This is a genomic window from Frondihabitans sucicola (assembly GCF_030296615.1).
GTDB classification, from domain to species: domain Bacteria; phylum Actinomycetota; class Actinomycetes; order Actinomycetales; family Microbacteriaceae; genus Frondihabitans; species Frondihabitans sucicola.
Window position 1 is genome coordinate 3914771 of the sequence record NZ_AP027732.1, and the last position, 25955, is coordinate 3940725.

The following is a 25955-nucleotide window of genomic DNA, read 5'->3' on the forward strand; positions in this document are numbered from 1 at the left end:
AACGCGTGGATCGAGGCGGGTCAGAGGGCCGAGATCGTCCATGCAGCCGTGTGCGCCTGGCCGGGCTCGAGTCGGACGAGGTCGGTGCCGCTCGAGAACGCGTCCGGCGGGCAGGTCATCGGCTCGACGGCGAGGCCGAGTCGGTCGAGCTCCGGTTCGGGGCGGTCGGCGGTGTGCACCTGCACCCACGGCAGCTCGGTGCCCCACGACATCGCGACTCCGGTGCCGCCAGGGGCCGTGACGGTCACCGTCGACGTGCCGCCGTCGCGCTCGAGACCGGTGAAGGCGTGGTCGAGGAAGAGGTCGCCGATCGGTTTAGCCGAACGGAAGTCGAAGTCTCGGTGAGTGGCGACGGGGTGTGTGGCGACCGGGATCAGCCGCTCCTCGGTGACCTCGAGGTAGTCGGCCGCGGGGAGGGTGAGGGTCCAGTCGTCGACGCGACCGGGACCCGCACTGAGATAGGGGTGAGGTGCCGTGCCGTAGGGAGCCGCCTTCGATCCTGCGTTCGTCGCGTCGACGGTGGTCGTGAGGCCGCCGTCGTCCAGGGCATAGGTGACGGCCACGTCCAGGGCGAACGGGTAGCCGTCGCTGGGGACGACCTCCGCCTCGAGCCGGACCGACGCCGAGGTGGACGATGCGACGTGCCACCTGGCCCAGACGAGCAGGCCGTGCAGAGCGTGCCCGCGATCGGGTTCCGTCAGCGGCAGCTGGTGCTCCGCGCCGTCGAACTCGTACCGGCCGTCGACGACGCGGTTGGGCCACGGGGCCAGGATCGCTCCGCGGTAGACCGGCCGGATCGCGTCTTCGTCGAACGGCACGACCAGATTGCGCCCGTCGAAGGTGAGGCTGCGGAGGCTGGCCCCGACGGCTGCGATCTCGGCGCGGTAGGAACCGTGGACGAGCGTCGTCTGCTCGCCGGAGAGGGGGTGGTCGTCATCGGATTCGTCTTTCTCAGGGGGTCGAATTCAGGGTACCGGGCGCGACGGTCGAGTCGCGCACGATGAGTTCGAAGTCAGCCGTGACCGACGCGAACCCGTTCTCGGTCTCGGGCTCTCTGATCCTGCTCACCAGCAGTTCGACCGCGCGCCGAGCGATCTGAGCCCGCCCCGGCGACATCGTCGTGAGTGTCGGGTGCGCGAACCGGGCATCGCGGGTGTCGTCGACGCCGATCACGGCGACGTCGCCCGGGACCGCGAGACCTCGTTCGAGGAGCACCCACTGCGCTCCGAGAGCGAGAGCGTCGTTGAACCCGAAAACCGCGTCGAAACGTCGTCCGTCGTCGAGAGCCCGCGCGGTCGCGGCGGCGCCCGCGTCGCGCGTCCAGCCGTCGGTCGAGACGACCAGGTCGCCGTCGACGGGGAGCCCTGCCTCGGCCAGCGCCGCCTCGCTCCCCCGACGACGGAGGATCGCCGTGTGGGTGCCGGGAGAACCGGCGCCGAGCAGCAGGATCCTGCGCCTCCCGATCTCGACGAGGTGGCTGACGGCGCGGTGGGCGACCTCCTCGTCGGCGATCAGGACGTGGTCGGCCAGGCCCTCGAACTGCCGCTCGCCGAGGATGACGAGCGGCAACCCGCCGCCGAGCTGCGGGGCATCGGACGGCCCGAGCGCCAGCGGATCGAAGATGGCGCCGTCGATCAGCTGCCGATGCAGGCCCGAGAGCGCCTCCAGCTCACGATCGCGATCGCCGGAGGTCGTCTCGACGAGCACCGTCAGGCCGAACGTCGCGGCGACGTCGATGACCTCCTGCGCGAGCTCGGCGAAGTAGGCCTGGTCGAGCTCCGGCACGATCAGCGAGATCATCCCCGTGCTCCCGCGACGGAGGCTGCGCGCGGTGACGTTGAGCCGATACCCGAGCTCGTCGACCGCCCGTTCGATGCGCGCCCTGGTCTCGGCGCGCATGTACGGGTAGCCGTTGAAGTAGTTCGAGACCGTCTTGACGGAGACGCGGGCCAGCGCCGCAACGTCGTGCATGGTCGCGGGCACGGCGGGGGCCTACTGCTCGGCCAGGCGCACCACGTTCCAGGAGAGGGGCGGCAGGATCACCGTCAGGACGCTGCCCTCCCAGCTCGTGTCGCCGTTCGCCTCGGGCGCCACGGAGTCGGCCGTGTCGACCGTCACCGTGAGATACGGGTCGGGATTGTGCAGGGTGGTCGCCTCCACGAGGTTCAACGCCTTCTCGCCCGCCCCGAAGGACCTCGTGTCGAAGTCGATCGCGATCGACTCGGTCAGCGAACGGTTGACCGCGAACACGGCCACGTCGCCGGTGGCTGCGTCGTGCGTGGCGACGGCGTCGATCGCCGGAACCTCGCCGTACTTCGCCGTCTCGTAGGTCGGCGCCTGGATCTCGCCGCGGAGAACGTCGCCCTGCGCGAACTTCGAGGCCTGCGCGAACGGGTGGTAGGTCGTCTGCTTCCAGCTGCGCCCGCCGGTCTCCGTCATGATCGGGGCGATGACGTTGACGAGCTGGGCCAGGCTGGCGGACACGACGCGGTCGCTGTGCTTCAGAAGCGAGATGAGCAGGCTGCCGACGACCACCGCGTCGGCGACGCTGTACTGGTCTTCGAGCAGGACCGGGGCGACCGGCCATTCCGTCTCGGGGTTCTTCGACGCCTCGCCGTCGAGGTACCAGACGTTCCACTCGTCGAACGAGATATTGATGCGCTTGGTCGCCTTCTTGGCGGCCCGAACGTGGTCGACGCTCGCGATGACGTCCTCGATGAAGTGGTCCATCTCGACACCCGACGCGAGGAAGCTGGCCAGGTCGCCGTCCTTCTCCCAGTAGTAGGCGTGCATCGAGATCAGGTCGACCTCGTCGTAGGCCTCCTCGAGCACCTCGCGCTCCCAGGTACCGAACGTCGGCATCGCCGAGCCGGAGCTTCCGCAGGCGACGAGGGTGAGATCAGGATCGATGAGCCTCATCGCCCGGGCGGTCTCGGCTGCGAGACGGCCGTACTCCTTCGCCGTCTTGTGGCCGATCTGCCACGGGCCGTCCATCTCGTTTCCGAGGCACCACATCTTGATGCCGTAGGGCTCTTCCGCGCCGTTCTCCTTGCGGAGGTCGGAGTGGAACGACCCGCCCTCGCCGTTGGCGTAGTCGAGGAGGTCGATGGCCTCCTGCACGCCGCGAGTCCCGAGGTTCACCGCCATCATCGGCTCGACCTCGGCCTTCCTGGCCCACTTCATGAACTCGTCGAGCCCCACGGTGTTCGGCTCGGTGGAGTGCCAGGCGAGGTCTTTGCGTACGGGTCGCTCGTCGACCGGCCCGACGCCGTCCTCCCAGCGGTACCCCGACACGAAGTTGCCGCCCGGGTAGCGCACGGTCGAGATGCCGAGGTCGCGGACGTACTGCAGCACGTCGCCGCGGAAGCCGTCTTCGTCGGCGGTCGGGTGCCCCGGGTCGTGGATGCCGCCGTAAACGCAGCGACCAAGGTGCTCGACGAAGGTACCGAACGTCTTGCGGGAGACCGGCGCCACGACGAAGGCGGGGTCGAGGCTGAGGCGGGCGTGAGGCATGGGGATTCTCCTTGGTTACATCGTTGTAGTGAAAGTATGTACAACGATGTACTACGGCGTCAAGCCCTGTGGTGGCGCGCGTCGCGCGGTCGCCGTGCCGACCCCCGCCGCGTCGGGGCCGGAGGATCGGGGCCCGGTCGCACGCCGTCGGGCGCGTCGGGGTGCGGTCGCTTCGCGAGGACTTCGGGCCGGATCCTGCCCCCGAACGAGGAGCCCCTCACCCAGACTCCTCTCGTGGCGCCGCCGCACACGACGAAGGCAGGCTCCCGAGGGAACCTGCCTGAGTCGTGGAGCAGAGAGGAACAGAGCCGCTAGACGGTGACGGCCGCCAGCACCTCGTCGAGGACGGCCGAAGCCTCTTCGTCGGTGGACTTCTGGGCGAGCGCGAGCTCGGAGATCAGGACCTGGCGGGCCTTGAGGAGCATCCGCTTCTCACCGGCCGACACGCCGCTGTCTTGGTCGCGACGCCAGAGGTCGCGGACGACCTCGCTGACGCTGTAGACGCTGCCGGAACCCATCTTCTCGGTGTTCGCCTTGAAGCGGCGCGACCAGTTGCCCGGCTCTTCGACGTGGTCGCTGCGCAGAACCTCGAACACCGCCTCGACGCCCTTGGCGTCGATCACGTCGCGGACACCGACCAGATCGACGTTGTCGACCGGCAACTCGATCATCAGATCGCTGGCGTGGACGTTGAGGGTGATGTATTTCTTCTCGACGCCTTTGATGGTGCGGGTTTTGACCGCGGTGATGGTTGCAGCGCCGTGGTGGGGGTACACGACGGTCTCCCCTACTTCGAAAATCATCTAGTAGTGCCTCATGTTCTTTTGATTTGAGTGCGTAGACCAATGCCGGGCATCATCTCGGCAGTCTTATCATTCTACCCGATAAAAGCGTTGTATGATGCCGCGGCCCCGACCCGGGCGACACCTGTCAGCGAACACGCCGGGCAGGATCAGAAGACCAGCACCAGCAGCACGACATTGAGCGTGATCAGGGCGACGGCTGCCACGGCGGCCAGCGCGGTCGTGTGCCAGCGGTTGCGCAGGTCGCCCATCGTGGCGCGCGACGCCGTGAACAGCACGAGCGGTACGAGGGCGAACGGGATGCCGAACGACAGGACGACCTGACTCAGCACGAGCGCGGCGGTGGGGTCGGCGCCGAAGGCCAAAAGAGCCAGCGCCGGCAGCAGCGTGACGATCCGGCGATAGAGGATCGGGACACGGACGTTCAGCAGGCCGTGCATGATCTCAGACCCCGCGTAGGCGCCGACCGAGGTCGAAGCAAGGCCGGAGGCCAAGAGCCCGATCGCGAAGAGCGTCGCGATGACCGGGCCGAGGTGGGTCAGCAGCGCGGCGTAGGCCCCCTCGAGGGTGTCGGTGCCGGAGACGCCGCGTAGGGTGCCGGCGGCGACGAGCAGGATCGCGACGTTGACGGTTCCCGCGACGACGAGCGCCACGGTCACGTCGATCTTCGTCGCCCGCAGCAGCAGCCGCGGCGCGTGGAGGAGCCCGCGAATCTGTCGCGCGCCAGAGCCGAGTGCGCGTAGATGGCGTGCGGCATGATCGTGGCACCCAGGATCGAGACCGCCAGCAGCACCGATCGGGAGCCGTCGAACTGCGGGACGAGCCCCGATGCGACGCCAGCCCACTCGGGCGGCGCGGCCACGAGCCCCGCGCAGAAGCCGATCGCGATGAGCACGACCATCGCCGTGATGATCCGCTCGAAGACCTGAGCGCGGCCGCGGCTCTGGAGCAGCAGCAGACAGAGCGAGATGACGCCGGTGATCAGGCCGCCGACGATGAGCGGGAGATCGAAGAGCAGGCCCAGGGCGATGGCGCCGCCGATCACCTCGGCGATGTCGGTGGCCATGGCGACGATCTCGGCCTGGAGCCAGAAAGCGCGCCGCACCCAGCGCTGCGAGAGACGGCGGCCGAGGAGCTCGGGAAGGCTGGCGCCGGTGGCGATGCCGAGTTTGGCGGAGAGGTACTGGATGAGCCACGCCGTCGCGTTGCCGGCGATGACCACCCAGACGAGCAGGTAGCCGAACAGCGCGCCCGCCGTCATGTTGCTGGCGACGTTGCCCGGATCGAGGTAGGCGACACCCGCGACGAGCGCCGGGCCGAGCAGCGTGACGACGCGGGCGGTGGTCGCGGGGCTCGGCGCGTGACCGGGTGGCGCCTGGGTCGTCATCGCGGCCTCCTGGTCATCGCAGCCTCGTCGTCGTCGCAGCCTCGTCGTCGCAGCCTCGTCGTCGTCGCGGTGCCTCGAACGTCTGGATTGCCAGAGTAGAGGGTGCCGCCGACAGACGTGCACCTCGCCTCCCGGCCCCGCTCGGGCCAGGGCTGACACAATGACAAGACCATGTCCATCAGCCGGCGGCTCTTCCTGACGGGCTCCCTCAGCGGAGCGGGCGTCCTGCTGTTGTCGGCCTGCACCGATCCTGCGCCGAAGCCGAGTGCGACGGCCACCCGCAGCCCCTCACCGACGCCGACGCCCACCCCGACGGCCACCGGGCCGAAGCCGAGCGCGTTCCGACGCAGCACGTGGGGCACCGACCCCTACGCCTACGGCTCGTCGAGCTTCCTGACCGCCGACTCGACCGACGACGACCGGTCCACCCTCCGCACACCCCTCGACGACAAGGTCTTCTTCGCCGGCGAGGCGGTCGCCGAGACCGACCCCGGCACCGTGATGGGCGCTCACGCCTCCGGTCTCGCGGCCGCGGCGCAGGTGGCCGCCGTGGCGGGCTCCGGCGAGCGCATCGCGGTCATCGGCGCCGGCATGGCCGGAGCGACGGCTGCCCGCGCTCTGGCCGATCAGGGCTTCGACGTCGTCGTCGTCGAGGCCCGTCACCGGGTCGGGGGCAGGATCGCGTCGTACGAGTCGGACGACTGGCCCATCGAGGTGCAGCTCGGGGTCTCGACGCTGTTCGGCGACGGGGCGTCGGCGTTCGAGTCCCTCCTCGCCGCCGAGGGGGTCAGCACGGTCGAGCTCGCCGCCTCCGGAACCGCCAGCCTCGACGGACGGACGAGCCCGCTGCCGACCACCGCTGCGATCACGACCGCGCTGGCGAGCGCCTACGCGTGGGCGGAGAGGCAGTCCCAGGAGGTCACGGTGAGCTCGGCGCTGACCGGATCGGGCGCTGCCGCGCGACTCGGCACGACGGCAGACGCGACCGGCGTCTCCGATGCCGACCGCCTGGCGTTCCTCCTCACGGACGCTCTGCCTGCCCGCTTCGGAGCCGGCCCGAGCGCGCTCTCGGCACGCGTCCTCGACGAGGAGCCGCTCCCCCAGGGCGCTCACCTCGTGACCGAAGGCTTCGGCGACTACGTCACCGCCCAGCTGAAAGACCTCGACGTGCTGCGCGGCAGCAACGTCACCCAGATCGACTACGGCAACCAGGGCATCGGGCTTCGCTTCGTCACCGGCGAATCGCTCTCGGCCGATCGGGTGGTCTCGACCATTCCCCTCGGCGTGCTCAAGAAGAAGAAGATCGTCTTCGTCCCGGCCCTTCCGGCAGCGCAGCTGGCCTCGATCGACGCGCTCGGCGTGGGCGTCCAGGACGTCCTGTGGTTGCGCTTCGACGAGAAGCTCTGGTCGAGCGACGCGACCGTCTGGGCGGTGCTCGACGACTCGGCCACCTACAAGATCTGGCTCAATCTCGAGCCGGCGACCGGTTCGCCGATCCTGGTCGCCCTGACCGGTGGCTCGGCGGCGACGAAGATCGGGAAGCTCGGAGACGGCGAAGCGGTCGCCGCCGCCGTGGCGAGCATCTCGTCCTACTTCGATCTCGCCCCGTCGACCGCGTCGCCGACACCGACACCGTCGTCGAGCCCGGCTCCGTGAGCCGGAGGGCTCGCGATCCGGTGCCGCAGCAGGTGCGACGGCCGGAGTCGACTGAGGCCGATCAGTCCGCAGAGGACGGCGAGGAAGATCACGAGGACGATCCCGTTGTAGAGGGCGAACTGCCTCGGGCTGACCTGCGCAGGATCGAGGAAGAAGTACGGGTACCAGCGCACGTCACGCCCGCGATCGAGCGTGAAGAAGCCCCAGACCAGCGGGTAGACGAGCACCAGCCACAGCGTCCGCCACCGCACGGGCGTCCGGCCCGGCGCGAACACCCAGTCGAGCAGCACGTAGCCGGCCAGCCAGAAGTGGAGCACTTGACTCGAGGGCGGGAACGCCAGCGAGTAGTGGTGGCTCGCCGACTGCGACACGATCACGGCGAACACGATCCCCGACACCATGACGTAGCAGGTCACGATCGCGTGCAGCGCCGCGAACCACCGAGGGTCGCTACGACCCCGAAAGGTCAGGACGCCCGACACCACGAGGATGACGACGTTCACCAGGTTGCTCTGCTGCGTGAAGTAGCTGAAGTAGTTGACCGTCGCGAACGTCGAGAAGCCGAGCACGTATTGGAAGTTGGCGACGAGCGCCACGATGCCGACGGCGGCTGCGATGAGCCGGAGGATTCCGAACAGGCGGAACGACAGGGTGGTGTGCACCGCCTCACCCGCTCCCGAGTCGTCCGTCTCGGCGACCGGGGCCGCCACCTACCCGAACGACAGTAGCGAGAACGCCCGGGAGCGAGATGGTGGCGACGGGCGACCCGTCGCCGGCGTCACGCGTCGTCGACCGCGTTGAAGCGCTGCAGCCCCCTGGCGAGGCGGTCGATCTCGTCGTCGCTCCAGTCGGCGAGACGCCGCTCGAGCTCGCGCTGGTTGGCGCGCGTCGACGACTCGAGGAGCTCTCGTCCCCGCGGGGAGAGCACCAGGATCTGCCCGCGGCTCGTTCCCGGAACGGGCGCGGTCGCGATCTCGACCAGCCCCAGCTCCTGCAGGTCGCCGACCTGTCGGGAGACGGTCGATCGGTTGAGCCGCATCGAGTGGGCGATGTCGATGGCCCGGCAGTCGCGCGTTGCGGCGATGAAGGTCAGCAGCGTGTGCTGGACGACCGTCAGCGGAGCGGACGCCCGCCGGTTGCGAGCGACGGCGCGCCTCGAGATCGTCTCCATCTGCGTGTAGACGACTCCCATCCGCTGCTGGCGACCGGACTCCATGCCGAGGAGTTTATCGATCGGGTGTACGCTTTCTCCATGTTGCATAATGCAACACTAACGTCTTCCCCCAATCACGCGAAAGGCCCGTGGTGACCACAGACACGTCCCCCACCCGATCCCTGCAGCAGGTGGCACTCCGCCCCGCACCGGCTCCCGAGCAGCAGGATCACGCGGGCAGTCACCGCCAGCTCCCTGCCACGAGGCCGGGGCCGCGCACCCTTCTCGGCACTCCGGCGGCCGTCTTCCGCGCCTTCGGCCTCGCGGTCCTCGTGCCGCTCTTCCTGGCCGTCGGCATGTCGATGGCGTATCTCGGCGCCTTCCACCAGCCGACACCGCACGACCTGCCCGTCGCCGTGGTCGGGACGAGCGCTCAGACGCAGGTCTTCGCGCAGACGCTGAGCGATCAGGATCCCGGCGCCCTCTCCGTGCGCACCGTCGACACCGAGGCGCGGGCGCGCACCCTGATCGAGAACCGCACGCTCACCGCCGCGTATCTGCCCACGGCGACCTCAGCCACCCTTCTCGTCTCGACGGCGGCCTCCGAGACGAGCGCCAACGTCGCCGAGAAGGTCTTCCTGCCGATCGCCTACTCCGAGAAGCTGCCCTTCACGGTCGTCGACGTCGTCCCGTCCGGCACCCACGACTCGACCGGCCAGGGGCTCTTCTTCCTGCTCGTCGGGCTCAGCGTCGGGTCGTACGCCACCGCCGCGGCCGTCGCCGCCTTCGCCGCGCGCCTCGGCATCCGCTGGTCGATCATCACCTCGGTCGTCATGTCGGGCGTCGTCGCGGGGATCGCTATGACCGTCGCCGGCCCGATCTTCCACGTGATCGACGGCCACGTCTGGGGCATCTGGACGGTCGGCTGGCTCTACTCGCTGGCGATCATCCTGATCGGAGTCGGCCTTCACCCGATCCTGCGCCACTGGACGACGGCCGCCCTGACCCTGATGTTCGTGATGCTCAACTTCACCTCGTCCGGCGGGATCTTCGCCGTCCACCTGATGCCGGGGTTCTTCGCCGGGCTCAACACCTTCTGGAACGGCGCGGCCTGGCTCGACGCGGCACAGACGATCCAGTACTTCCCAGGACACGCCTTCGGCCTCGACATCCTGCGCCTCGGCCTCTGGGCCGCCGTCGGGCTGGGACTGACGCTGCTGACGCACCTGCTGAGCCGTCGCCGGGTCCGTCTCGCCGACGAGCGGGTCTCGACGCGCGAGGAGGAGGCGGTCATCGCCGCCTGACCCCTGCCGGAAATCGAAGGGGATCCTTCCGCCCGCACGGGTTTCGCTGCGATGCGGCGGTCGTCGGACGAAAATCCCCTTCGATTTCGGGAGAGGGTGGGGCCCCTAGGGCATGGCACTGCGCCTGCCGGACATCGCCGGACAGGCGCAACGCATTCCCTCTCCGCCGAATACGGCGACACGTGATGTCGATTTCGGGCTCCCGAAAAGCTGGTGCGGCGGCTGACGAGCGTGCCAGGCTTGAGAAATCGAAGGGGAGTAGTTCCCAAACGGTGAGTCGACATACTGGCGGTCACGACGACCAGCCCGGCGCACCTCCTGCAGGCGAGACAGCGGCAGGCGAACGAGACCTTCGGCCCCCACGGCCGAAGTTCCTCCCTGCCCGGACGACTTCGACCCCGACCGAAGGCACGTCCGCATGTCCCTTTCCTCTTCCATTCGCCCGCGCGCGTTTCTGCCCGCACCCCTGATCCGGCGCATCGTCCTCTGCCTCGCCGTCGCCGGCCCGGCAATCGCCTTCCGCATCACCGGTTTTGCGCCCAACCCGGTGCTCGACCTGTTCGTCTTCGGCGGCGCCGTCGTGGCCGCGTCGTTCATGCTGGCCTGGGCCGCCGAAGCGGCCCAGAAAGACATCTCGGGCGCCCTCGCGATCGCGATCCTGGCCCTCATCGCGGTGCTGCCCGAGTACGCCGTCGACCTCTACTACGCGTTCCGCTCCGGCTCCGACCCCGCCTACGAGCAGTTCGCCGCCGCCAACATGACCGGCTCCAACCGACTGCTGCTCGGCTTCGGCTGGCCCCTGGTCGTCTTCGTCGCGCTCTTCGTCGCCAGGAAGGCCGCCGCCGCTCGTGGCGCCAGCGGAAAGTCACTCCCGCGCGTGCTCGATCTTCCCGGCTCGTCGCGACTCGACGTCGGGGTGCTCGCCCTCGTCGCGGTCCTGGCTTTCTTCATTCCTCTCACCGGCCAGATCGCGATCTGGTTCGGGATCCTGCTGATCGCGATCTTCGCCGCCTTCCTCTGGAAGGCCGGCCGTGCGGCCAACGACCACGACGAAGACGACGAGTTCGTCGGCACCGCCGCACACATCGCGAACCTCCCGGCCCGGGCCCGGAAGATCACGTTCGTGTCGATGTTCGTCGTGTCGGCGGCGATCATCCTGTCGTCCGCCGAGCCGTTCGCCGATTCCCTGGTGAAGTCGGGTTCGGCGCTGGGCGTCGACAGCTACTTCCTCGTGCAGTGGCTCGCTCCCCTCGCCAGCGAGGCGCCGGAGTTCATCGTCGCCGTGCTGTTCGCCCTCCGCGGCCAGGGTGCCGCCGCCATCGGCACCCTGATCGCCTCGAAGATCAACCAGTGGACCCTCCTCGTCGGCTCGCTGCCGATCGCGCACTTCTTCGGCGGCGGCGGCACCGCCCTGCCGCTCGACGGTCGCCAGGTGGAGGAGTTCGTGCTCACCGCGTCGCAGACCGTGATGGGTGTCGCCATCATCATCGCTCTGCGCTTCAACCGCTGGGCCGCGGTCGCGCTCGTCGCCCTCTTCGCCGTGCAGTTCTTCGTCACCGACGAGACGGGGCGCTACGTGCTGAGCACGATCCACATCGTCGTCGCGGCCGTCGCGCTCGTCCTCCACCGGCGCGCCATCCTGCCGACGCTCAGCGCACCGTTCCGTCGAGCCGGCACGATCGCCGACGGCCCGGCCGAGCGGGTCCGCGAGCTCGAAAACGCGTCCGCCCGGTAGCGGTGTTCGTCGTCGGCCTGCGTCCCGCAGCCGTCAGGCGACAGGCGTCACCCAGATGGCGTTGGCGGCGACGGTCGCGAGCTCGGTGGCGGCGACCGAGCCTCCCGCGGAATCGAGCAGTTCGAGGCGGAGGCTCCCCGCGAAGCCGTGGTGCTCGACGACACGCACTCGGCTGCCGACGCGGATCGACAGCGTGCCGAGGAACCTCAACAGCGCAGGATCGTGATCGCTCACCCGGACCACGTCGCCGGACGACCCAGCGGCCAGCTCGTGCAGCCGCCGGCCGGACGGGTGCGTGATGGTGCCGTCCGCGCGCGGGATCGGGTCGCCGTGCGGATCGTGGTCGGGGAAGCCGAGCTCTTCGTCGATGCGGCCGAGGAGGCGATCGGAGACGGCGTGCTCGAGTACTTCGGCTTCGTCGTGGACTTCGTCCCAGGCGTAGCCGAAGTGCTCCACCAGGTAGGTCTCGAGCAAGCGGTGCCGCCGGACGACCTGGACGGCAACCGCCCGCCCCGAGGCGGTCAGCGTCGCGCGACCGTACGGCTCGTAGTCGAGGAATCCGTCGCGGGCGAGCTTCTTGAGGTTGCCGGACACGCTCGACGGCGCGACCCCCAGGGTGGCTGCGAGCTCAGTGGTCGTGAGCCCCTCACCCGACCACTCGTGCGCCTTCCAGATGACCTTGACATAGTCTTCGGTCATCGTGCCGACGCGCTCGGTTGCCATTCCCCAAGCCCAGGACGCACCCTCTGCGGCACGGCGACCAGCCGGCCCGGCATTCACCGGCCCGGCACCCGCCACCGCCGACGGGCGGAGGTCAGTGACCGCCGACGGGCGCCGGGGCACCGTCGACAGCGGCCGGCTTGCGCACGAAGAAGCTCGCCACGATGGTGAACAGCGAGATGATCGCCCCGGCCAGGAACGCCGTCTGCACGCCGGTCATGGTCGCGTCGACCTGGCTGGCGCCCGCCGCGATGCGGCTGGCGGTCCCGGTCGCCAGAAGCGTCACGAACAGGGCCGTGCCGAGACCGGCGGCGACCTGCTGCACGGTGTTGAGGATCGCGCTGCCGTGCGAGTAGAGCTCCGGCTTCACAGCACCGAGCGACGCCGTGAACAGCGGTGTGAAGGTCATGGAGAGCCCGATGCTGAGCACGATGTGAATGACCGGGATCATGTACGCCGGCGTGTCGACGCGGAAGACCATCGCCATCGCCCAGAGTGCGCCGCTGACGAGGATCGAGCCCACCACGAGCAGCGCCGTCGGCCCGATGCGGTCGTACACGCGGCCGACGAACGGCGCCAGGACGCCCATCACGATGCCACCGGGCAGGAGCAGGAGTCCCGTCGTCAGCGTGTTGAAGCCGAGCACCGTCTGCATGTAGATGGGCAGGATGATCAGCGAGCCGAACAGCGCGATGCTCGAGACCGCGATCATCGCGATCGAGATCGAGAAGGTGCGCGACAGGAACGTGCGCAGGTCGAGCAGCGGCAGCTTGCTCTTCGCGAGCCGAGTCTGGCGCAGGACGAACAGCGCGAGCGCGACCAGGCCGACGATCACAGGAACCAGCGGCGTGACGGGCTGGTCGGAACCCGAGGCGGCTTCGCCCACCGATGACAGCCCGTAGAGCAGGCCCGCGAAGGCGAAGGCCGACAGGATGACCGAGAGCACGTCGAGCGGCACCTTGCGCGGCACGGTGACGTTCTTCATCTTGATCGAGCCCAGGATCAGCGCGGCAACGGCGATCGGGAGGACGATGACGAACATGAAGCGCCAGCTGAGCGCGCTCAGGATCAGCCCGGAGATCGTCGGCCCGATGGCCGGAGCCACCGAGATGACGATCGAGATGTTGCCCATGACGCGGCCCCGGGCCGCCGGAGCGACCAAGGTCATCGCCGTCGTCATCAAGAGCGGCATCATGATCGCCGTGCCGCTCGCCTGGATGACGCGCGCGACCAGCAGAACCGGGAAGCCGGGGGCGATGGCAGCCACCAGCGTGCCGGCGCTGAACAGCGACATCGCCAGGATGAAGACGGGGCGCGTGTTGAAACGCTGGAGCAGGAAGCCCGTGACCGGGATGACGACAGCCATCGTGAGCAGGAAGCCCGTGGTGAGCCACTGAGCCGTCGCGGCGGAGATCTTGAGGTCGATGATGAGCGTGGGCAGCGCCACGCTCATGATGGTCTCGTTCAGGATCACCACGAAGGCGGAGACGAGGAGCAGCCCGAGGACGAGGCGGTTGCGCGCGGCGTCGGGGTCGTGCGCGGGCGCCGTCGAGGCGCCCCGGGAGTCAGCGGTGACAGCGGGTGCCGTCGTGGTGTCGTTCGACAAAGAAGTGTTCCTCACGGTGATCATGGAGCAGTACAGAAGCGAACGTCGTCGTCGGGTCAGTATTCCCCTGACCACCGACATTCGCACGTGACTTCACACGCTGTTAACGCGGGAGCCCCGGTGCCGTCCGAGGACGACACCGGGGCTCCCGGAGAACGGGTCAGACCAGGGCGTCCTGCGAGACGAAATCGACCGTCCCGGACAGCGGAGTCCGGGTGACCGAGGTACCGACGTGCACCTCGAACGCGCCCGTCTCGTACTGCCAGCCCGCGTCCCAGTGGGCGAACGCCCGGGCCGGGAGCGCCACCTCGACGACGGTCGAGGCGCCGGCGGCGAGCTCGACGGTGGCGAAGCCTGCGAGCCAGCGCTCGGGTCGCTCGATCGCGGTCTGGGGACGCGCCAGATAGACCTGCACGACCTGCTTGCCGGGTCGTGATCCTGTGTTCGTCGCGGTCAGGGACACCGACGCGGGGGCGGAGGTCGAGAGAGACTCGGAGACCGCCAGGTCGGAGAGCTCCCAGGTGGTGTAGCCCAGGCCGTGACCGAATTCGAACGCCGGCACCGCTCCCGAGCGCAACCAGGCCTTGTAGCCGATGTGGATGCCCTCGTCGTACGCGACGACTCCGTCTTTCGGCGTGACGTCGAGCACCGGCACGTCGGCGAGGGCCGCAGGCCACGTCGTGGGGAGTCTCCCGCCCGGCTCGGCCGCGCCGAACAGCAGGTCGGACAGCGCGTTGCCGTACTCCTGCCCGCCGAAGTACGTCAGGAGGAGCGCTCGGACGTCGTCCCGCCAGGGCATGACGACGGGCGAGCCCGCGTTCACGACGACGATCGTGTTCGGGTTGGCTGCGAGCACGGCCCGGACGAGGTCGTCCTGGCGGCCGGGGAGGTCGAGATCCGTCCGGTCGAAGCCCTCGGACTCGACGCGAGAGTTGGTGCCGACCACGACGATGGCGAGGTCGGCGTCGCCGGCGGCTGCCGCGGCCTCGGCGATCAGCCCCTCGGGGTTCGAGCTGTCGGCCTCGGTGCCCACGGTGATGCTCCAGACGCCCACCATCGACGCGTCGCGGGACTTCATGTCGAACTCGATCTTCACGGCGACGGGTGTGCCGGCCGTGACTTGGACGGGCGCGACGATCGACGGCGGTGCCAGCAGGGAAGCGCCGAGATCCGTGCCGGCGGCGGCTCCCGACGTCTCTTCGCGGACGAGGGCGCCGTCGATGACGATGCGGCCGTGGCCGACGGCGGCGAAGCCCAGGAGCGCTTCGCCCGTCGTCGTCGGCGTCCATGTGGTCGTCAGCTCGGCGACGTGCGAGGTGTCGATCGGAGCGTCGCCGCCGAAGTAGACGAGGGCGGTGCCGCGGCGGTCCTCACGGAACAGCTCGTCTCCGCGTTCGTCGAGGAAGCGGACCAGCATGCCGGGCTCACCGGTCGACGGGTTGACGATCGTCTCGAGCGGCAGCTCGGCGATGCCCTCCTGAACGACGGCGCCGATCGAGTAGGTGACGCGAGCACCGGGAAGCGCGTTCGTGATGCCCTCGAGCGGCGAGACGACCTTCTCGGGCAGGACGGTGGCGCTGCCCCCGCCCTGGGTGCGCGCTTGGAGGGCGTTGTGCCCGATCAGCGCCACGGTGGTCAGGGACGCCGCCTCCAGCGGGAGGACGCCGTCGTTCGTGAGCAGGACACTGCCGGCCGCCTCCGCTTCGCGGGCGAACGCGACACCGTCTTCGACGGTCACCGGGGCGGACTGGACGGGCGCGAAACCCTCGAGGGCGCCCACGCGAGCAGCGAGGCGCAGGATCCGCACCACCTTGCGATCGACCGCCTCCTGCGACACCGCGCCCGCTTCGACCGCTTCGACCAGAGCAGCGCCCCAGGGGCCGTCCGGGCCGGGCATGACGAGATCCTGTGAGTGCTTGGCGCTCTCGATCGAGCGCACCGCGGTCCAGTCGCTGATGACCACTCCGTCGAAGCCCCACTCGGAGTTGAGCGGTGTCTCGAGCAGCTCGTTCTCGGTCGCGGTGATGCCGTTGATCGAGTTGTACGACGACATGACGAGCCACGCGTGCGACTCGGTGATGGTCTTCTCGAAGGCGAGGAGGTAGAGCTCGCGGAGGGCGCGCTCCGAGACCTCGGTGGAGGCGGTGAAGCGGTCGGTCTCAAAGTCGTTCGCGATGTAGTGCTTGGGGGTCGCGCCGACGCCGTTCTCCTGGACGCCCGCGACATAGGCGGCGGCCAGCTCGGCCGTGAGCGTCGGGTCTTCGGAGAAGGCTTCGAAGTGCCGGCCACCGAGGGGCGAGCGGTGCAGGTTGATGGTCGGGCCGAGCACGGCGTCGACCCCCTTGCGACGAGCCTCGACGGCGGACGCGGCGCCGTAGCGCGCGGCGATCTTGGTGTCCCACGACGACGACAGCGCCGTCGCCGAGGGGAGATTGAGCGACGGGGACCGTTCGTCCCAGACCTCGCCGCGGACTCCGGACGGGCCGTCCGAGAACAGGATCTTGCGCAGACCGATCTTCTCGAGGGGCCACGTGTTCCAGAAGTCTCGACCGGTGAGCAGCTGGACCTTCTCCTCGAGGGTCAAGCGGCCGACGAGCTCTTCGAGACGGGCGGTTTCTTCTTCGCTGTCGTACGACATGGAGTGCCTTTCGTGCTGAGTACCACCGCCGTCGGTGGCGCGCGCCGTCCTTGGAGCGCTCCCCGAGGATACCACTAAAACCTACCTTCGGTAGGTAAGTTCGCGGCGCCCCTGCGGTACCGTGGCCGCGTGACCAATGACGCCCCGACCCGCCGGTACGCCAAGGGCGATGCGAAGAGGCGCGAGATCCTCGCGGCGGCCCTCACCGTGATCTCCGAACGCGGCTACCGCAACTCGTCGTTGCAGGAGATCGCCGACTCGGTCGGCCTGACCAAGGCCGGCGTGCTGCACTACTTCGACTCGCGGGAGGGACTCCTGGTCGAGGTCCTGAAGGAGCGCGACGAAGCCGACGTGAGCAGCCTCGTCTCGGCCGACGACGACGCCGTCTCGGCCCTCGAGTTCGCGGCGCAGCACAACCGCGAGGTCCCCGGCCTCGTCGAGCTCTTCTCTCGGCTCGTCGTCGAATCGGAGTCGGACGAGCATCCGGGTCACGACTACATCGCCGAGCGCTACGCGGACCTCGAGAAGAACCTGGCGGCGGATCTCCGCGCGCGGCAATCGACCGGAACCGTCCGCAGCGACGTCGATCCGGACGTGTTCGCGCGGGTGCTGACCGCGGTCAGCGACGGAATCCAGCTCCAGTGGCTGCACGACCGCACGATCGACATGCGCGCCACCTACGCCGCCGTCGTCGACCTCCTGTCGACGCGAGAACCGACCTCGACGGATCACGACGAACGCTAGGGGTATCCCCCACTCGGTCGGTGGGCGGAGGGCTCGACACCCCCAAAGTGAGTGGCATTCCGCATTTGACCTGGAAAAATGCTCGTGATAGTCTTACCGTTGGCTTTCTGAGAGCGAACCATCTATTCGCTCGAATGCCGACGTCAGACCCTGATCCAATGAAGATCCGAGTTTGGCCACCCACTCGTACCGCTCTCCCTGTAGGGCGCATTCCGAACGAGTCACGCAGGTCCGTTCTTCACCAGAACGACCTCATCCAGCACGTCGATACACGGCGTGTGCGAACCGCACGAGGCCTTCGCCCGTACGAACTCGCCGCACAGCATCGAAAGACAGCACCATGAACAATACCATTTCCCTCATCACCATCGACGGGACCGTCACGACGGCTCCCGTCCTCACCCATGACAACCTCGTGGAGTTCGTCGTCGCCGACGAGGCCCAGCGCGAGTTCGTCGTCCGTATCGCCCGCACCGAGCTCGGCGGCCACGTGGCCCCTGGCGCCCACGTCGTCGCTTCCGGCGCCGAGGGCTGGGTCATCCCCGGCCGCGGCTGGCGCGACGAGCCCTCGCGGACCATCCTGCAGGCGCACGACGTGCAGCTGCGCGAACTCGCGTTCGCCGCGTAACGGCTCCTCGACACACGACAGCGGCGCCCACCCCTCGGGGTGGGCGCCGCTTCGTTCGTCCGTCCGGACGGTCAGGTGCGCGGCTTCGCCGGCAGGTTCCCCGCGATGATCCGGTCGAGCCGGCGGTCGTACGCCCGCTGGTCGACCGTGGCCGCGGCGAAGACGGCCGCGTCGTCGGCCGTGACCTTCGACTGGAGGCGGTACTCGGCGTCGTAGAGGGCCGCGCGATAGCCGGACGAGGTCTGGCACGCCGCGTCCTTCACCGCCAGAGTCGTCTCGGCGCTGGTGACCGGGCTCGACGAGACCTCGGTGGAGAACGTCTGCCGGATCGCCGTCGAGGGCATCTCTGCGGGCGAGGACGGCACGGTCGACGACGGCGACTGCGACTGCGCCGGTGCGAGCGCGGTGTCGTAAGCCGGTGCCAGGCAGGATCGCCAGCGCCGCGCCGCCGCGATCACGGCCGATTCGCGTCCGGCCGCGTCGTAGGCCCGGTTCGCGAGCTGTACGGCGCGGACTCCCGCCTCCTGGGCGCGGCCGTCCACGGCCGTGATCGGAAGATCGGTCCGTCGGACGGATCGGATGCACGAATCGACGGCGGCCCCGCGGTGGCCGGTCAGCGGCGGCTGCGTGGAGAAGCGATGCCACAGATACGTGGAGAGTCCGTCCTCTGCCGCACCGTGATACCCCCGCTCGGCCGCCGCGTGGCTCGCCAGCGGCCTGGAGACGGAGAAGTCTCCGTCGGCGGGAAAGGCCAGAGGCCCCTGCCAGGGAACGTCCCAGTCGATACCGCGAGCCGCGAGGCACTTCCCCACGAGCAGGTCGTTCGCATAGTCGCTCTTGTGCGTGTCCACGAGCAGGTAGCGGTCGAGCGGCATCGCCCACGATGCGACGTCCTCGGCGGGGAGATGACTCAGGGTCCGGTCCACGGGCTGCGGGACGTTGGAGACGACGACCGCGGCGGTACCGGCCACCACGACCACGAGGGTCGCGGTCTTGGCGATCCACTGGTGCCCGAAGAGGGCGAACGGGTTCTTCACGGGATTCCTTTCAGGCGCCGACGAGGGCGTTCTCGTAGGCGAAGATGACGACCTGGATGCGGCTGCGCAGGCCGAGCTTCGAGAGCAGCGATCGCACGTGCGACTTGACCGTCGCCTCGCTGACGAACTCGCTCTCGGCGATCTCGGCGTTGCTGAGCCCGCGGGCGACGAGCGAGAAGATCTCGCGCTCGCGGCCCGTGAGGTCGTGGAGGACGTCGGAGGGCACCGGCGAGGCGGCGGGCGCGGCGAACTCGCGCACGAGGTCGACCGCGCTCGACTCGGTCGGGAAGGCGGCCCCGGCGTGAGCCGCGCGGATGGTCGCCAGCACGATCTCCGGCTCGGCGTCCTTCGTGAGGAAGGCGACAGCGCCGGCGGCCAGAGCCGAGTACACGGCTTCGTCGCGGCGGATCGTCGTCAGCGCGACGATCCGGGGCGGGCCGTCGGGCGGCGCCTGCTCGAGGATCAACCTCGTGGCCTCGAGGCCGTTGATCACGGGCATCCTGAGATCCATCAGGATCACGTCGGGACCCTCCTGCTCGACCAGTGCGATGGCCTGCTGGCCGTTCGTCGCGGTGCCGACGCAGACGAGGTCGGGCTGTGATTCGACGAGCATGGCCATGCCGGAGGAGAACAGACGCTGGTCGTCGACGACGGCGACCCGGATCGGGACGGTGGGCTCAGACATCCTGCGCCCCTCCGGCCGACAGGCCGACCGCCGGAACGAAGGCGGTGACGACGAACCGCGAGACGCCGGGGCCGTCGAGACGACCGGTGTGGGCGGCGCGGAGCCACCCGCCCGCGAGACGGGCCCGTTCCTTCATGCCCGCGATGCCGATTCCCCGGCCGGACTTCTCGACGAGCGGCCGGTCGCCCTCGGAGGCGACTTCGAGACTCAGCCCGGTGCGTTCTCCCTCGAGCCCCACGGTCACGTGCGATGCGGTGCCCGCGTGCTTCAGGGCGTTGGTCAGGCTCTCCTGGACGATCCGGTAGACGGCGACCTGCTGAGCCTCCGTGAGCGCGACGGTCTGCTGACCCGAGATCGACAGGTCGATCCGCATCCCCAGCGACCGCATCTGGTCGACGAGATCCGGCACGTCGGCCAGGCTCGCGGCAGGAGCGGTCCCGTCGCCCTCGGCCTGGATCCGCTCGACCAGCATGCGCACGTCGACGAGAGCCGTTCTCGCGACATCCGTGACCGTCGACAGCGCTTCCGCCGCGACGCCGGGTCTCGTGACGTCGAGCGCCCGAGCTCCCTGGGCCTGCGAGACGATCACGGCGAGGAGTGCGCCAACGAGTCGTGCACGTCGCGCGAGATCCGGGCGCGGTCCTCGGACAGGCGCAGCTCGAGGTCGGCCTTCTCCAGCGCCGTGGACGTCTTCTCGACGTCGAGCCGGACGCGCCCCAGGATCCAGCCGATGCCGATCCCGAGCAGCCAGGCGAGCACCCCCACGCCGAAGGCGGACAGGGCGAGCAGGACCGCGTCGTGACGCGGACCGAGTGAGCTCGAGACCCAGGATCCCCAGCGATCCGGCTCGGCGGCCGTGGGAATCGCCGTGACCCACCCGAAGGTCGCCGAAGCCACGGCGATCACCGGCAGCGCGAGCCAGCGCGTGCCGGAGCGGCCGAAGAGACCGACGAAGAACGCGACGTACGCGACCGCGGCGGCCGTCGGCCAGGTCGTCTCGTCGGGCGGACGGACGAGGTGCAGCGCCTGGAGGAACCCGATCGCCAGCAGCAGCCCCATGGCCGTGCGCGGCATCCAGACCGAGAGACCGACGGCGACCGCGAAGAGCGTGAACAGCTCGATGTTCTGCGGGAGGTCGCTGCGATGGACCTCGGCGAGGATCCAGAGGAGAAGGTACAGCGCTCCGGCGAGCGGGGCGAGGGCCTGCCGGAGCGCCCCCAGCAGCAGGGCGGTCCGGCGTCCGATGACGCGAGAGGTTGCTTCCATGCCTCGACGGTAGGGCCGAGGGCGGTGGGAGACGCGACGACCGCGTCGATTTCATCCCTGGTGATGAGACGGTGCTCGAAGCGCGATTCCGGCGTGGACCCAGTTGTGGGGACTGTCTCGCCCGCGATCCTGCCCGTAGTTTCTCGGGTGGGGGCCGCCCCTTCACCACAGGGGAAAGGACCCGCTCCATGACCGCTCGATCCGTGCATCATCGCGCTCTCCAGACGTTCGCGACCGTGGCCGCCGTGGCGGTCGTCCTCTCGGGGGCCAGCCTCGTCGGAGCGGGCAGCGCGGAGGCCGCGACTCGGGTGAGCTACACCGGGTCCCTCCCCACCTGGGCGAAGAAGGCGAATGCGACGGGATCGCCGTCGAGCACGACCGTGGTGCAGGGCGAGGCCTTCCTCGCGCTCCGGAACCAGGCCGGGGCCACCGCTCTCGCCAAGTCCGTCTCCGATCCGGCGAGTGCGGGCTACCGCCAGTACCTCACGCCTGCGCAGTGGATCGCCGCCTACGCCCCGACGCAGTCGACGTACTCGTCCACCGTCTCGATGCTCCGCGGGCGCGGCCTCACGATCACGGGCCAGCCGGCCGGTCGCCAGTACATCGTCTTCCGCGGCACGGTGGCAGCTATCCAGAAAGCCTTCAGCACCAGCCTCCGCACCTACAGCGTCGACGGGCAGGATCTCATCGCCCCGGCGACGACACCGTCTCTCGCCACCTCCGCGGGCAAGACGATCTCCGGGCTGACGCTCGACCAGGGTCGCCTCCTCACCAAGCCGGCCAGCACGTCGCAGGCGGGTTCGGCGAGGTCCGCCGGCTCGACCCTCTCGTCGCTGAGGTCCCTCCTGACGCCTGCCCTGTCGGCCCCGGCCTCCGTGACGGTCAAGACTCCGTGCTCGAGCTATCTGAGCCAGCATCTGGCCACCGTCCCCTCCACCTACGGCACCACCAGGATCTCGACGGCGAACTGCGGGTACACGCCGAAGCAGATCCGCTCCATCTACAAGACCTCGGCCTCGTCGGGCTCCGGCCAGACCGTCGCCATCGTCGACGCCTACGACTCCCCGACCATGCGAACCGACGTCGACACGTACTCGCGCCGCGTCGGTGAGCCCACGCTCACCGCCTCGCAGTACGTCGACCTGTCGCCCAGCAAGACGACCTTCACCGACAAGAAGGCCTGCGGCAACCCGAGCGGCTGGCAGGGCGAGCAGACTCTCGACGTCGAGGCCGTGCACGCCGTGGCCCCGAAGGCGACGATCCTCTACGTCGGCGCCACCGACTGCGGCGCCGGAACCGACGTGGCTCTCTCGCGCATCCTCGACAAGGGTCTCGCCACCATCGTCAGCAACAGCTACGGCAGCGTCGGCGAGCCCAGCTCGAGCGGTTCGAAGGACTACGTCCAGGGCGAGGTGAACCTTCAGCTCCAAGCAGCGGGCGAAGGCATCGGCCTCTACTTCGCCAGCGGCGACGACGGCGACGAGCGCGCCAACACCGGCACCTACCAGGCGGACTTCCCCGCGTCGTCCCCGTGGGTGACCGCGGTCGGAGGCACCAGCGTCGGCCTGACCAAGACGAATTCCACCGCCTTCACCATGGGCTGGGGGAACACCCTCGACCAGATCGTCCCCGGCGCGCACCGCACTCTCCGGTACCACAGCAACCTCCCCGGCACGCTGTTCGCCGGCGGGGCGGGCGGCGGGCGGAGCCGGATCGCGGCCTTCACGGAGCCCTGGTATCAGAAGAGCGTCATCCCGACGTCCGTCGCGGCGGGCCGCCGCGCGGTGCCCGACGTCGCCGCCCTGGCCGACCCGTTCACGGGCTTTTTGATCGGCTATCACCCGATTTCCAACGAGACGACACTCGCCACGCACGCTTTCGGACTCGGAGTCGCCGGCGGAACCTCGCTCGCGACTCCGATCACGGCGGCGCTGGTCGCCACCGTGCAGCAGCAGACCAAGGCCGTCGTGGGCTTCGCGAACCCGGCGCTGTACTCGGTGGCGAAGTCGACGCCGTCGGCCTTCGCGGACGTCCTTCCGCGGGCGAAGAAGGTGGCGCTCGCCTACTCCGACGGCCACAACTCGTACACCGTGACCCTCGACACCGACTCGAGCCTGAAGACCACCAAGGGATACGACTTCGTGACCGGGCTCGGCCAGCTGAACATCGCCGCCGCAGCGAAGTTCGCCACACCGGCCCGTCCGAAGCCGAAGCCCACTCCGACGCCGACCCCGAAGCCCAGTCCCACCGCGACCCCGAGCCCGACGTCTTCTTCGACGCCGACCCCGACGCCGGCCCCCTCCGACTCCTCCTCGCCCGAGCCCACCGACACCCCGTCTCCCGACCCCACGCCGTAGGCCGGGTCGCGCGATGACGCGGAACCTATGAATTTGCACAACTGCACGTTTTCACTTGCGTAAATTTGCAGTGCGAGCAAGAATTGGTCCATGGTTCCCGAACAACCGGGTCTGCGCGACCGAAAACGCGAAGAGACCCGCCGCCGCCTCGAAACGGCCGCCGTCACGCTCGTCCTCCGAGACGGCATCGAACACACGACCGTCGATTCGATCAGCGCCACGGCGGACGTGTCGTCCCGCACGTTCTTCAACTACTTCGACACGAAAGAAGACGCGATCCTCGGCATCAGAGATGCCGAGCTCACGCCCGACTTCCTGGCCGAACACCTCGCCCATCACGACGGCGCCGACATCGTCGAGTCGACCGTCGCGCTCCTGACGTCGCTGCTCAGTCCCTCGATCGAGGGCGCGGCGCTGCACGAGCAGCGGGTCGAGGTCCTGCGTCGCCACCCGCACCTGTTCGGGCGGCACGTCGTTCAGATGACCCGCATGATCGACGAGCTCGTCTCGGCGGTCGGCACGGTCCTGCGCAACGACGGCTCTCCGGCCGACCGCGCGGAGGCCGAAGTGCTCCTCAGCCTGTGCGGCGGAGCCGTCCGCTCCGTCGTCAAACAGTGGGTCGACGAAGGCGCATCCGCGCCGACCGACACCATCCAGCCACGCGCCACCGCGCTGGTCCGCTCTCTCCTCGAAAGAATCTCATGACCTCCGTCGCAACCACCCCCGCGAAGGGTGTCGACACCGGGTCGGGAAGACGGGGCATCCTGCTCGTCTTCGCCGGCCTCATGGTGACGATGCTTCTCGCATCCCTCGACCAGACGATCTTCTCCACCGCCCTGCCGACCATCGTCGGTGACCTGCACGGCGTGAACCTTCAGCTCTGGGTCACCACGGCCTACATCCTCGCCGAGACCATCGTGCTGCCCGTGTACGGCAAACTCGGCGACCTCCTCGGCCGCAAGAACATCTTCATCGTCGCCATCGCGATCTTCATCCTCGGATCGATCGTCGGCGGTCTCGCGACGAACATGGGCACCCTCATCACCGGCCGCGCGATCGAAGGCCTCGGTGGCGGTGGCCTGATGATCCTGGCCCAGGCGATCATCGCCGACGTCGTGCCGGCCCGCGAGCGCGGCAAGTACATGGGCGTCATGGGCGGCGTCTTCGCCTTCTCGAGCGTCGCCGGCCCCCTGCTCGGCGGGTTCTTCACCGACGGCATCGGCTGGCGCTGGGCGTTCTGGATGAACGTCCCGCTCGGCCTGCTCGCCATCGCGAGCGCCGTGTTCTTCCTGAAGCTGCCGAAGCGCCGCGACCAGGGCAAGCCGAAGATCGACCTCTGGGGCATGATCCTGCTCGCCTTCGCCTCGACCAGCCTCGTCCTCGCGACCACCTGGGGCGGCAACCAGTACGACTGGATCTCGCCGCAGATCCTGGGCCTCTTCGCCCTCCTCGCCGTGTCGGGCGTCGCCTTCGTGCTCGTCGAGCGCAAGACCGCCGAGCCGATCATGCCGCTGCACCTGTTCAGGCAGTCGAACTTCGTCTTCACCACCGCTGCAACCCTGGTGGTCGGCATCGCGATGTTCGGCTCGATCGCCTACATCCCGACGTTCCTGCAGATGGTCACCGGGTCGAACGCGACCCAGGCCGGCTTCCTCCTCATCCCGATGATGGCCGGCCTGCTCGTCACCTCGGTCGTCTCCGGGCAGATCGTGTCCAAGACCGGGCGCTACAAGTTCTTCCCGGTCGTCGGCATGGTCATCACAGCGGGCGCCCTGGCGCTCATGAGCACGATGACGGCGACCACGCCCCTGTTCGTCATGTGCGTCTACTTCGCCCTGATGGGCATCGGTCTCGGCCTCGCGATGCAGATCCTCACCCTCATCGTGCAGAACACCTTCCCGCTCCGCGAGGTCGGCACGGCGACCGCGTCGAACAACTACTTCCGCCAGATCGGCGCCTCGCTCGGCGCCGCGGTGGTCGGGAGCCTGTTCGTCACGAAGCTCACCTCGCTGCTGGCCGAACGGCTTCCCGCCGGCTCGGGCAGCGCGACCGGTGGCACCGACTCCCTGACGCCCGCCCTGGTCAAGAAGCTCCCGACCGCCCTGCACGACGTCGTCATCGGCGCCTACGCCGACGCGCTCACCCCGATCTTCCTGATCATGGTGCCGCTCGTCCTGCTGGCCGCGGTGCTGCTGCTCTTCGTGAAAGAGGTGCCGCTCGCGACGACACTCGACCGCGGGGCCGCCGAGAACCTGTCCACCGGTTCGATCGCGGTGGTGCCCGCCTCGACACAGACCGAGATCGAGGCGCAGGATCACGGCGACACGGGTTCGTCGGACGACCGAGAGCCGGTCCCGGCGCACTAGCACCGCCACGACGCGCGGCGGAACGGGGGCTTCGGTCCCCCGTTCTGCCGTCTATCCGGAGCGGTCCCGCTCGGTCACACTGAGCGGATGCACGACCGCTCCCACCCCTTCGCCAGCTGCTCCTGAGCCTGCTGGCGGCCCTGGCAGCGGTCGTCCTCGTCGTGGGCGCGGTGAGAGCCGTCGTCACAGGAGAATCGCCGATCTGGCTGCTCGGCGCGGCGATCGTGCTCGTGGCGAGCCTGATGCTCATCACGGCGCTCCGCCGAAAGCGAGACTGATCCCCGGTTCCGCTGCGTGGGCGGGTCCCCGCAGGCGCGGGCGGGTCTGCGGCGACCGGCCGAGACCTCCGGCAGCCCG

General features: G+C 69.2%; 22 protein-coding genes and 1 pseudogene. 9 read left to right on the forward strand and 14 right to left on the reverse strand.

Annotated elements, in window-relative coordinates; translation table 11 throughout:
* Positions 1 to 20: 20 nt before the first annotated feature.
* From QUE79_RS20115 to QUE79_RS20135, 5 genes and pseudogenes are all read right to left on the reverse strand, one after another.
* Complete coding sequence (locus tag QUE79_RS20115; protein WP_286346791.1) at positions 21 to 965, reverse strand: aldose 1-epimerase family protein; 945 nt, start codon at positions 963 to 965, stop codon at positions 21 to 23.
* Positions 952 to 1983, reverse strand: a complete 1032-nt coding sequence (locus QUE79_RS20120; protein WP_286344612.1) for a LacI family DNA-binding transcriptional regulator — start codon at positions 1981 to 1983, stop codon at positions 952 to 954. Before QUE79_RS20120 ends, QUE79_RS20115 begins: the two co-directional genes overlap by 14 nt.
* Positions 1984 to 1992: 9 nt before the next feature.
* A complete protein-coding gene (gene arfA / locus QUE79_RS20125; RefSeq protein WP_286344613.1) occupies positions 1993 to 3513 on the reverse strand; it encodes an arabinosylfuranosidase ArfA in 1521 nt (506 codons plus the stop codon).
* A 311-nt stretch (positions 3514 to 3824) separates the two neighbouring features.
* A complete protein-coding gene (locus tag QUE79_RS20130) occupies positions 3825 to 4316 on the reverse strand; it encodes a CarD family transcriptional regulator (RefSeq protein ID WP_286344614.1) in 492 nt (163 codons plus the stop codon).
* A 149-nt stretch (positions 4317 to 4465) separates the two neighbouring features.
* Positions 4466 to 5703: pseudogene (locus QUE79_RS20135) on the reverse strand (Nramp family divalent metal transporter).
* A 171-nt stretch (positions 5704 to 5874) separates the two neighbouring features.
* Here QUE79_RS20135 and QUE79_RS20140 point away from each other — a divergent pair.
* Positions 5875 to 7359 (forward strand): FAD-dependent oxidoreductase, encoded by a 1485-nt coding sequence (locus QUE79_RS20140; RefSeq protein ID WP_286344615.1) that lies wholly within the window; start codon positions 5875 to 5877, stop codon positions 7357 to 7359.
* On the opposite strand, the gene QUE79_RS20145 is transcribed toward QUE79_RS20140, so the two are convergent.
* Together QUE79_RS20145 and QUE79_RS20150 are read right to left on the reverse strand one after the other, a co-directional pair.
* Positions 7293 to 8069 (reverse strand): Pr6Pr family membrane protein, encoded by a 777-nt coding sequence (locus tag QUE79_RS20145; RefSeq protein WP_286344616.1) that lies wholly within the window; start codon positions 8067 to 8069, stop codon positions 7293 to 7295. The two genes, QUE79_RS20140 and QUE79_RS20145, sit on opposite strands and share 67 nt — an antisense overlap.
* A gap of 68 nt (positions 8070 to 8137) precedes the next feature.
* Positions 8138 to 8575, reverse strand: coding sequence for a MarR family winged helix-turn-helix transcriptional regulator (locus tag QUE79_RS20150; RefSeq protein ID WP_286344617.1), 438 nt, complete (start codon positions 8573 to 8575; stop codon positions 8138 to 8140).
* Positions 8576 to 8664: 89 nt separating this feature from the next.
* Between QUE79_RS20150 and QUE79_RS20155 the strand changes: the two genes are divergently transcribed.
* Both QUE79_RS20155 and QUE79_RS20160 read left to right on the forward strand, forming a co-directional pair.
* Complete coding sequence (locus QUE79_RS20155) at positions 8665 to 9816, forward strand: hypothetical protein (RefSeq protein ID WP_286344618.1); 1152 nt, start codon at positions 8665 to 8667, stop codon at positions 9814 to 9816.
* A gap of 418 nt (positions 9817 to 10234) precedes the next feature.
* Positions 10235 to 11551 (forward strand): calcium:cation antiporter family protein, encoded by a 1317-nt coding sequence (locus tag QUE79_RS20160; RefSeq protein WP_286344619.1) that lies wholly within the window; start codon positions 10235 to 10237, stop codon positions 11549 to 11551.
* 33 nt (positions 11552 to 11584) lie between these two features.
* On the opposite strand, the gene QUE79_RS20165 is transcribed toward QUE79_RS20160, so the two are convergent.
* From QUE79_RS20165 to QUE79_RS20175, 3 genes are all read right to left on the reverse strand, one after another.
* Complete coding sequence (locus tag QUE79_RS20165; protein ID WP_286344620.1) at positions 11585 to 12274, reverse strand: metal-dependent transcriptional regulator; 690 nt, start codon at positions 12272 to 12274, stop codon at positions 11585 to 11587.
* A 91-nt stretch (positions 12275 to 12365) separates the two neighbouring features.
* Positions 12366 to 13901: an MDR family MFS transporter gene (locus QUE79_RS20170; protein ID WP_434011019.1), complete on the reverse strand. Its 1536-nt coding sequence runs from the start codon at positions 13899 to 13901 to the stop codon at positions 12366 to 12368.
* 136 nt (positions 13902 to 14037) lie between these two features.
* Positions 14038 to 16515: a beta-glucosidase family protein gene (locus QUE79_RS20175; RefSeq protein ID WP_286344622.1), complete on the reverse strand. Its 2478-nt coding sequence runs from the start codon at positions 16513 to 16515 to the stop codon at positions 14038 to 14040.
* A gap of 129 nt (positions 16516 to 16644) precedes the next feature.
* Between QUE79_RS20175 and QUE79_RS20180 the strand changes: the two genes are divergently transcribed.
* The gene (locus QUE79_RS20180) at positions 16645 to 17259 is read left to right on the forward strand and encodes a TetR/AcrR family transcriptional regulator (RefSeq protein ID WP_286344623.1); all 615 of its coding nucleotides are present in this window, start codon (positions 16645 to 16647) and stop codon (positions 17257 to 17259) included.
* A gap of 340 nt (positions 17260 to 17599) precedes the next feature.
* On the forward strand, positions 17600 to 17887 hold the full coding sequence (locus tag QUE79_RS20185) for a hypothetical protein (RefSeq protein WP_286344624.1): 288 nt from the start codon (positions 17600 to 17602) through the stop codon (positions 17885 to 17887).
* 71 nt (positions 17888 to 17958) lie between these two features.
* On the opposite strand, the gene QUE79_RS20190 is transcribed toward QUE79_RS20185, so the two are convergent.
* Genes QUE79_RS20190 through QUE79_RS20205 form a run of 4 tightly spaced genes read right to left on the reverse strand, consistent with a single transcriptional unit; the run spans position 17959 to position 20875 of the window.
* Positions 17959 to 18924 carry a hypothetical protein gene (locus tag QUE79_RS20190; RefSeq protein WP_286344625.1) on the reverse strand — a complete coding sequence of 322 codons (966 nt, stop codon included), beginning with the start codon at positions 18922 to 18924 and terminating at the stop codon, positions 17959 to 17961.
* Positions 18925 to 18934: 10 nt separating this feature from the next.
* Positions 18935 to 19609: a response regulator gene (locus QUE79_RS20195; RefSeq protein ID WP_286344626.1), complete on the reverse strand. Its 675-nt coding sequence runs from the start codon at positions 19607 to 19609 to the stop codon at positions 18935 to 18937.
* Positions 19602 to 20198: a sensor histidine kinase gene (locus QUE79_RS20200; RefSeq protein WP_286344627.1), complete on the reverse strand. Its 597-nt coding sequence runs from the start codon at positions 20196 to 20198 to the stop codon at positions 19602 to 19604. Before QUE79_RS20200 ends, QUE79_RS20195 begins: the two co-directional genes overlap by 8 nt.
* Positions 20195 to 20875 (reverse strand): sensor histidine kinase, encoded by a 681-nt coding sequence (locus QUE79_RS20205; RefSeq protein ID WP_286344628.1) that lies wholly within the window; start codon positions 20873 to 20875, stop codon positions 20195 to 20197. Before QUE79_RS20205 ends, QUE79_RS20200 begins: the two co-directional genes overlap by 4 nt.
* 188 nt (positions 20876 to 21063) lie before the next feature.
* Here QUE79_RS20205 and QUE79_RS20210 point away from each other — a divergent pair, with 188 nt between their 5' ends.
* From QUE79_RS20210 to QUE79_RS20225, 4 genes are all read left to right on the forward strand, one after another.
* A complete protein-coding gene (locus QUE79_RS20210; RefSeq protein WP_286344629.1) occupies positions 21064 to 23232 on the forward strand; it encodes a S53 family peptidase in 2169 nt (722 codons plus the stop codon).
* Between the two features lie 90 nt (positions 23233 to 23322).
* A complete protein-coding gene (locus QUE79_RS20215) occupies positions 23323 to 23937 on the forward strand; it encodes a TetR/AcrR family transcriptional regulator (RefSeq protein ID WP_286344630.1) in 615 nt (204 codons plus the stop codon).
* Entirely contained in the window at positions 23934 to 25598 is a 1665-nt protein-coding gene (locus QUE79_RS20220) for an MDR family MFS transporter (protein WP_286344631.1), read from the forward strand. Before QUE79_RS20215 ends, QUE79_RS20220 begins: the two co-directional genes overlap by 4 nt.
* A gap of 170 nt (positions 25599 to 25768) precedes the next feature.
* Positions 25769 to 25876, forward strand: a complete 108-nt coding sequence (locus QUE79_RS20225; RefSeq protein WP_286344632.1) for an LPXTG cell wall anchor domain-containing protein — start codon at positions 25769 to 25771, stop codon at positions 25874 to 25876.
* The last annotated feature ends 79 nt before the right edge of the window (positions 25877 to 25955 follow it).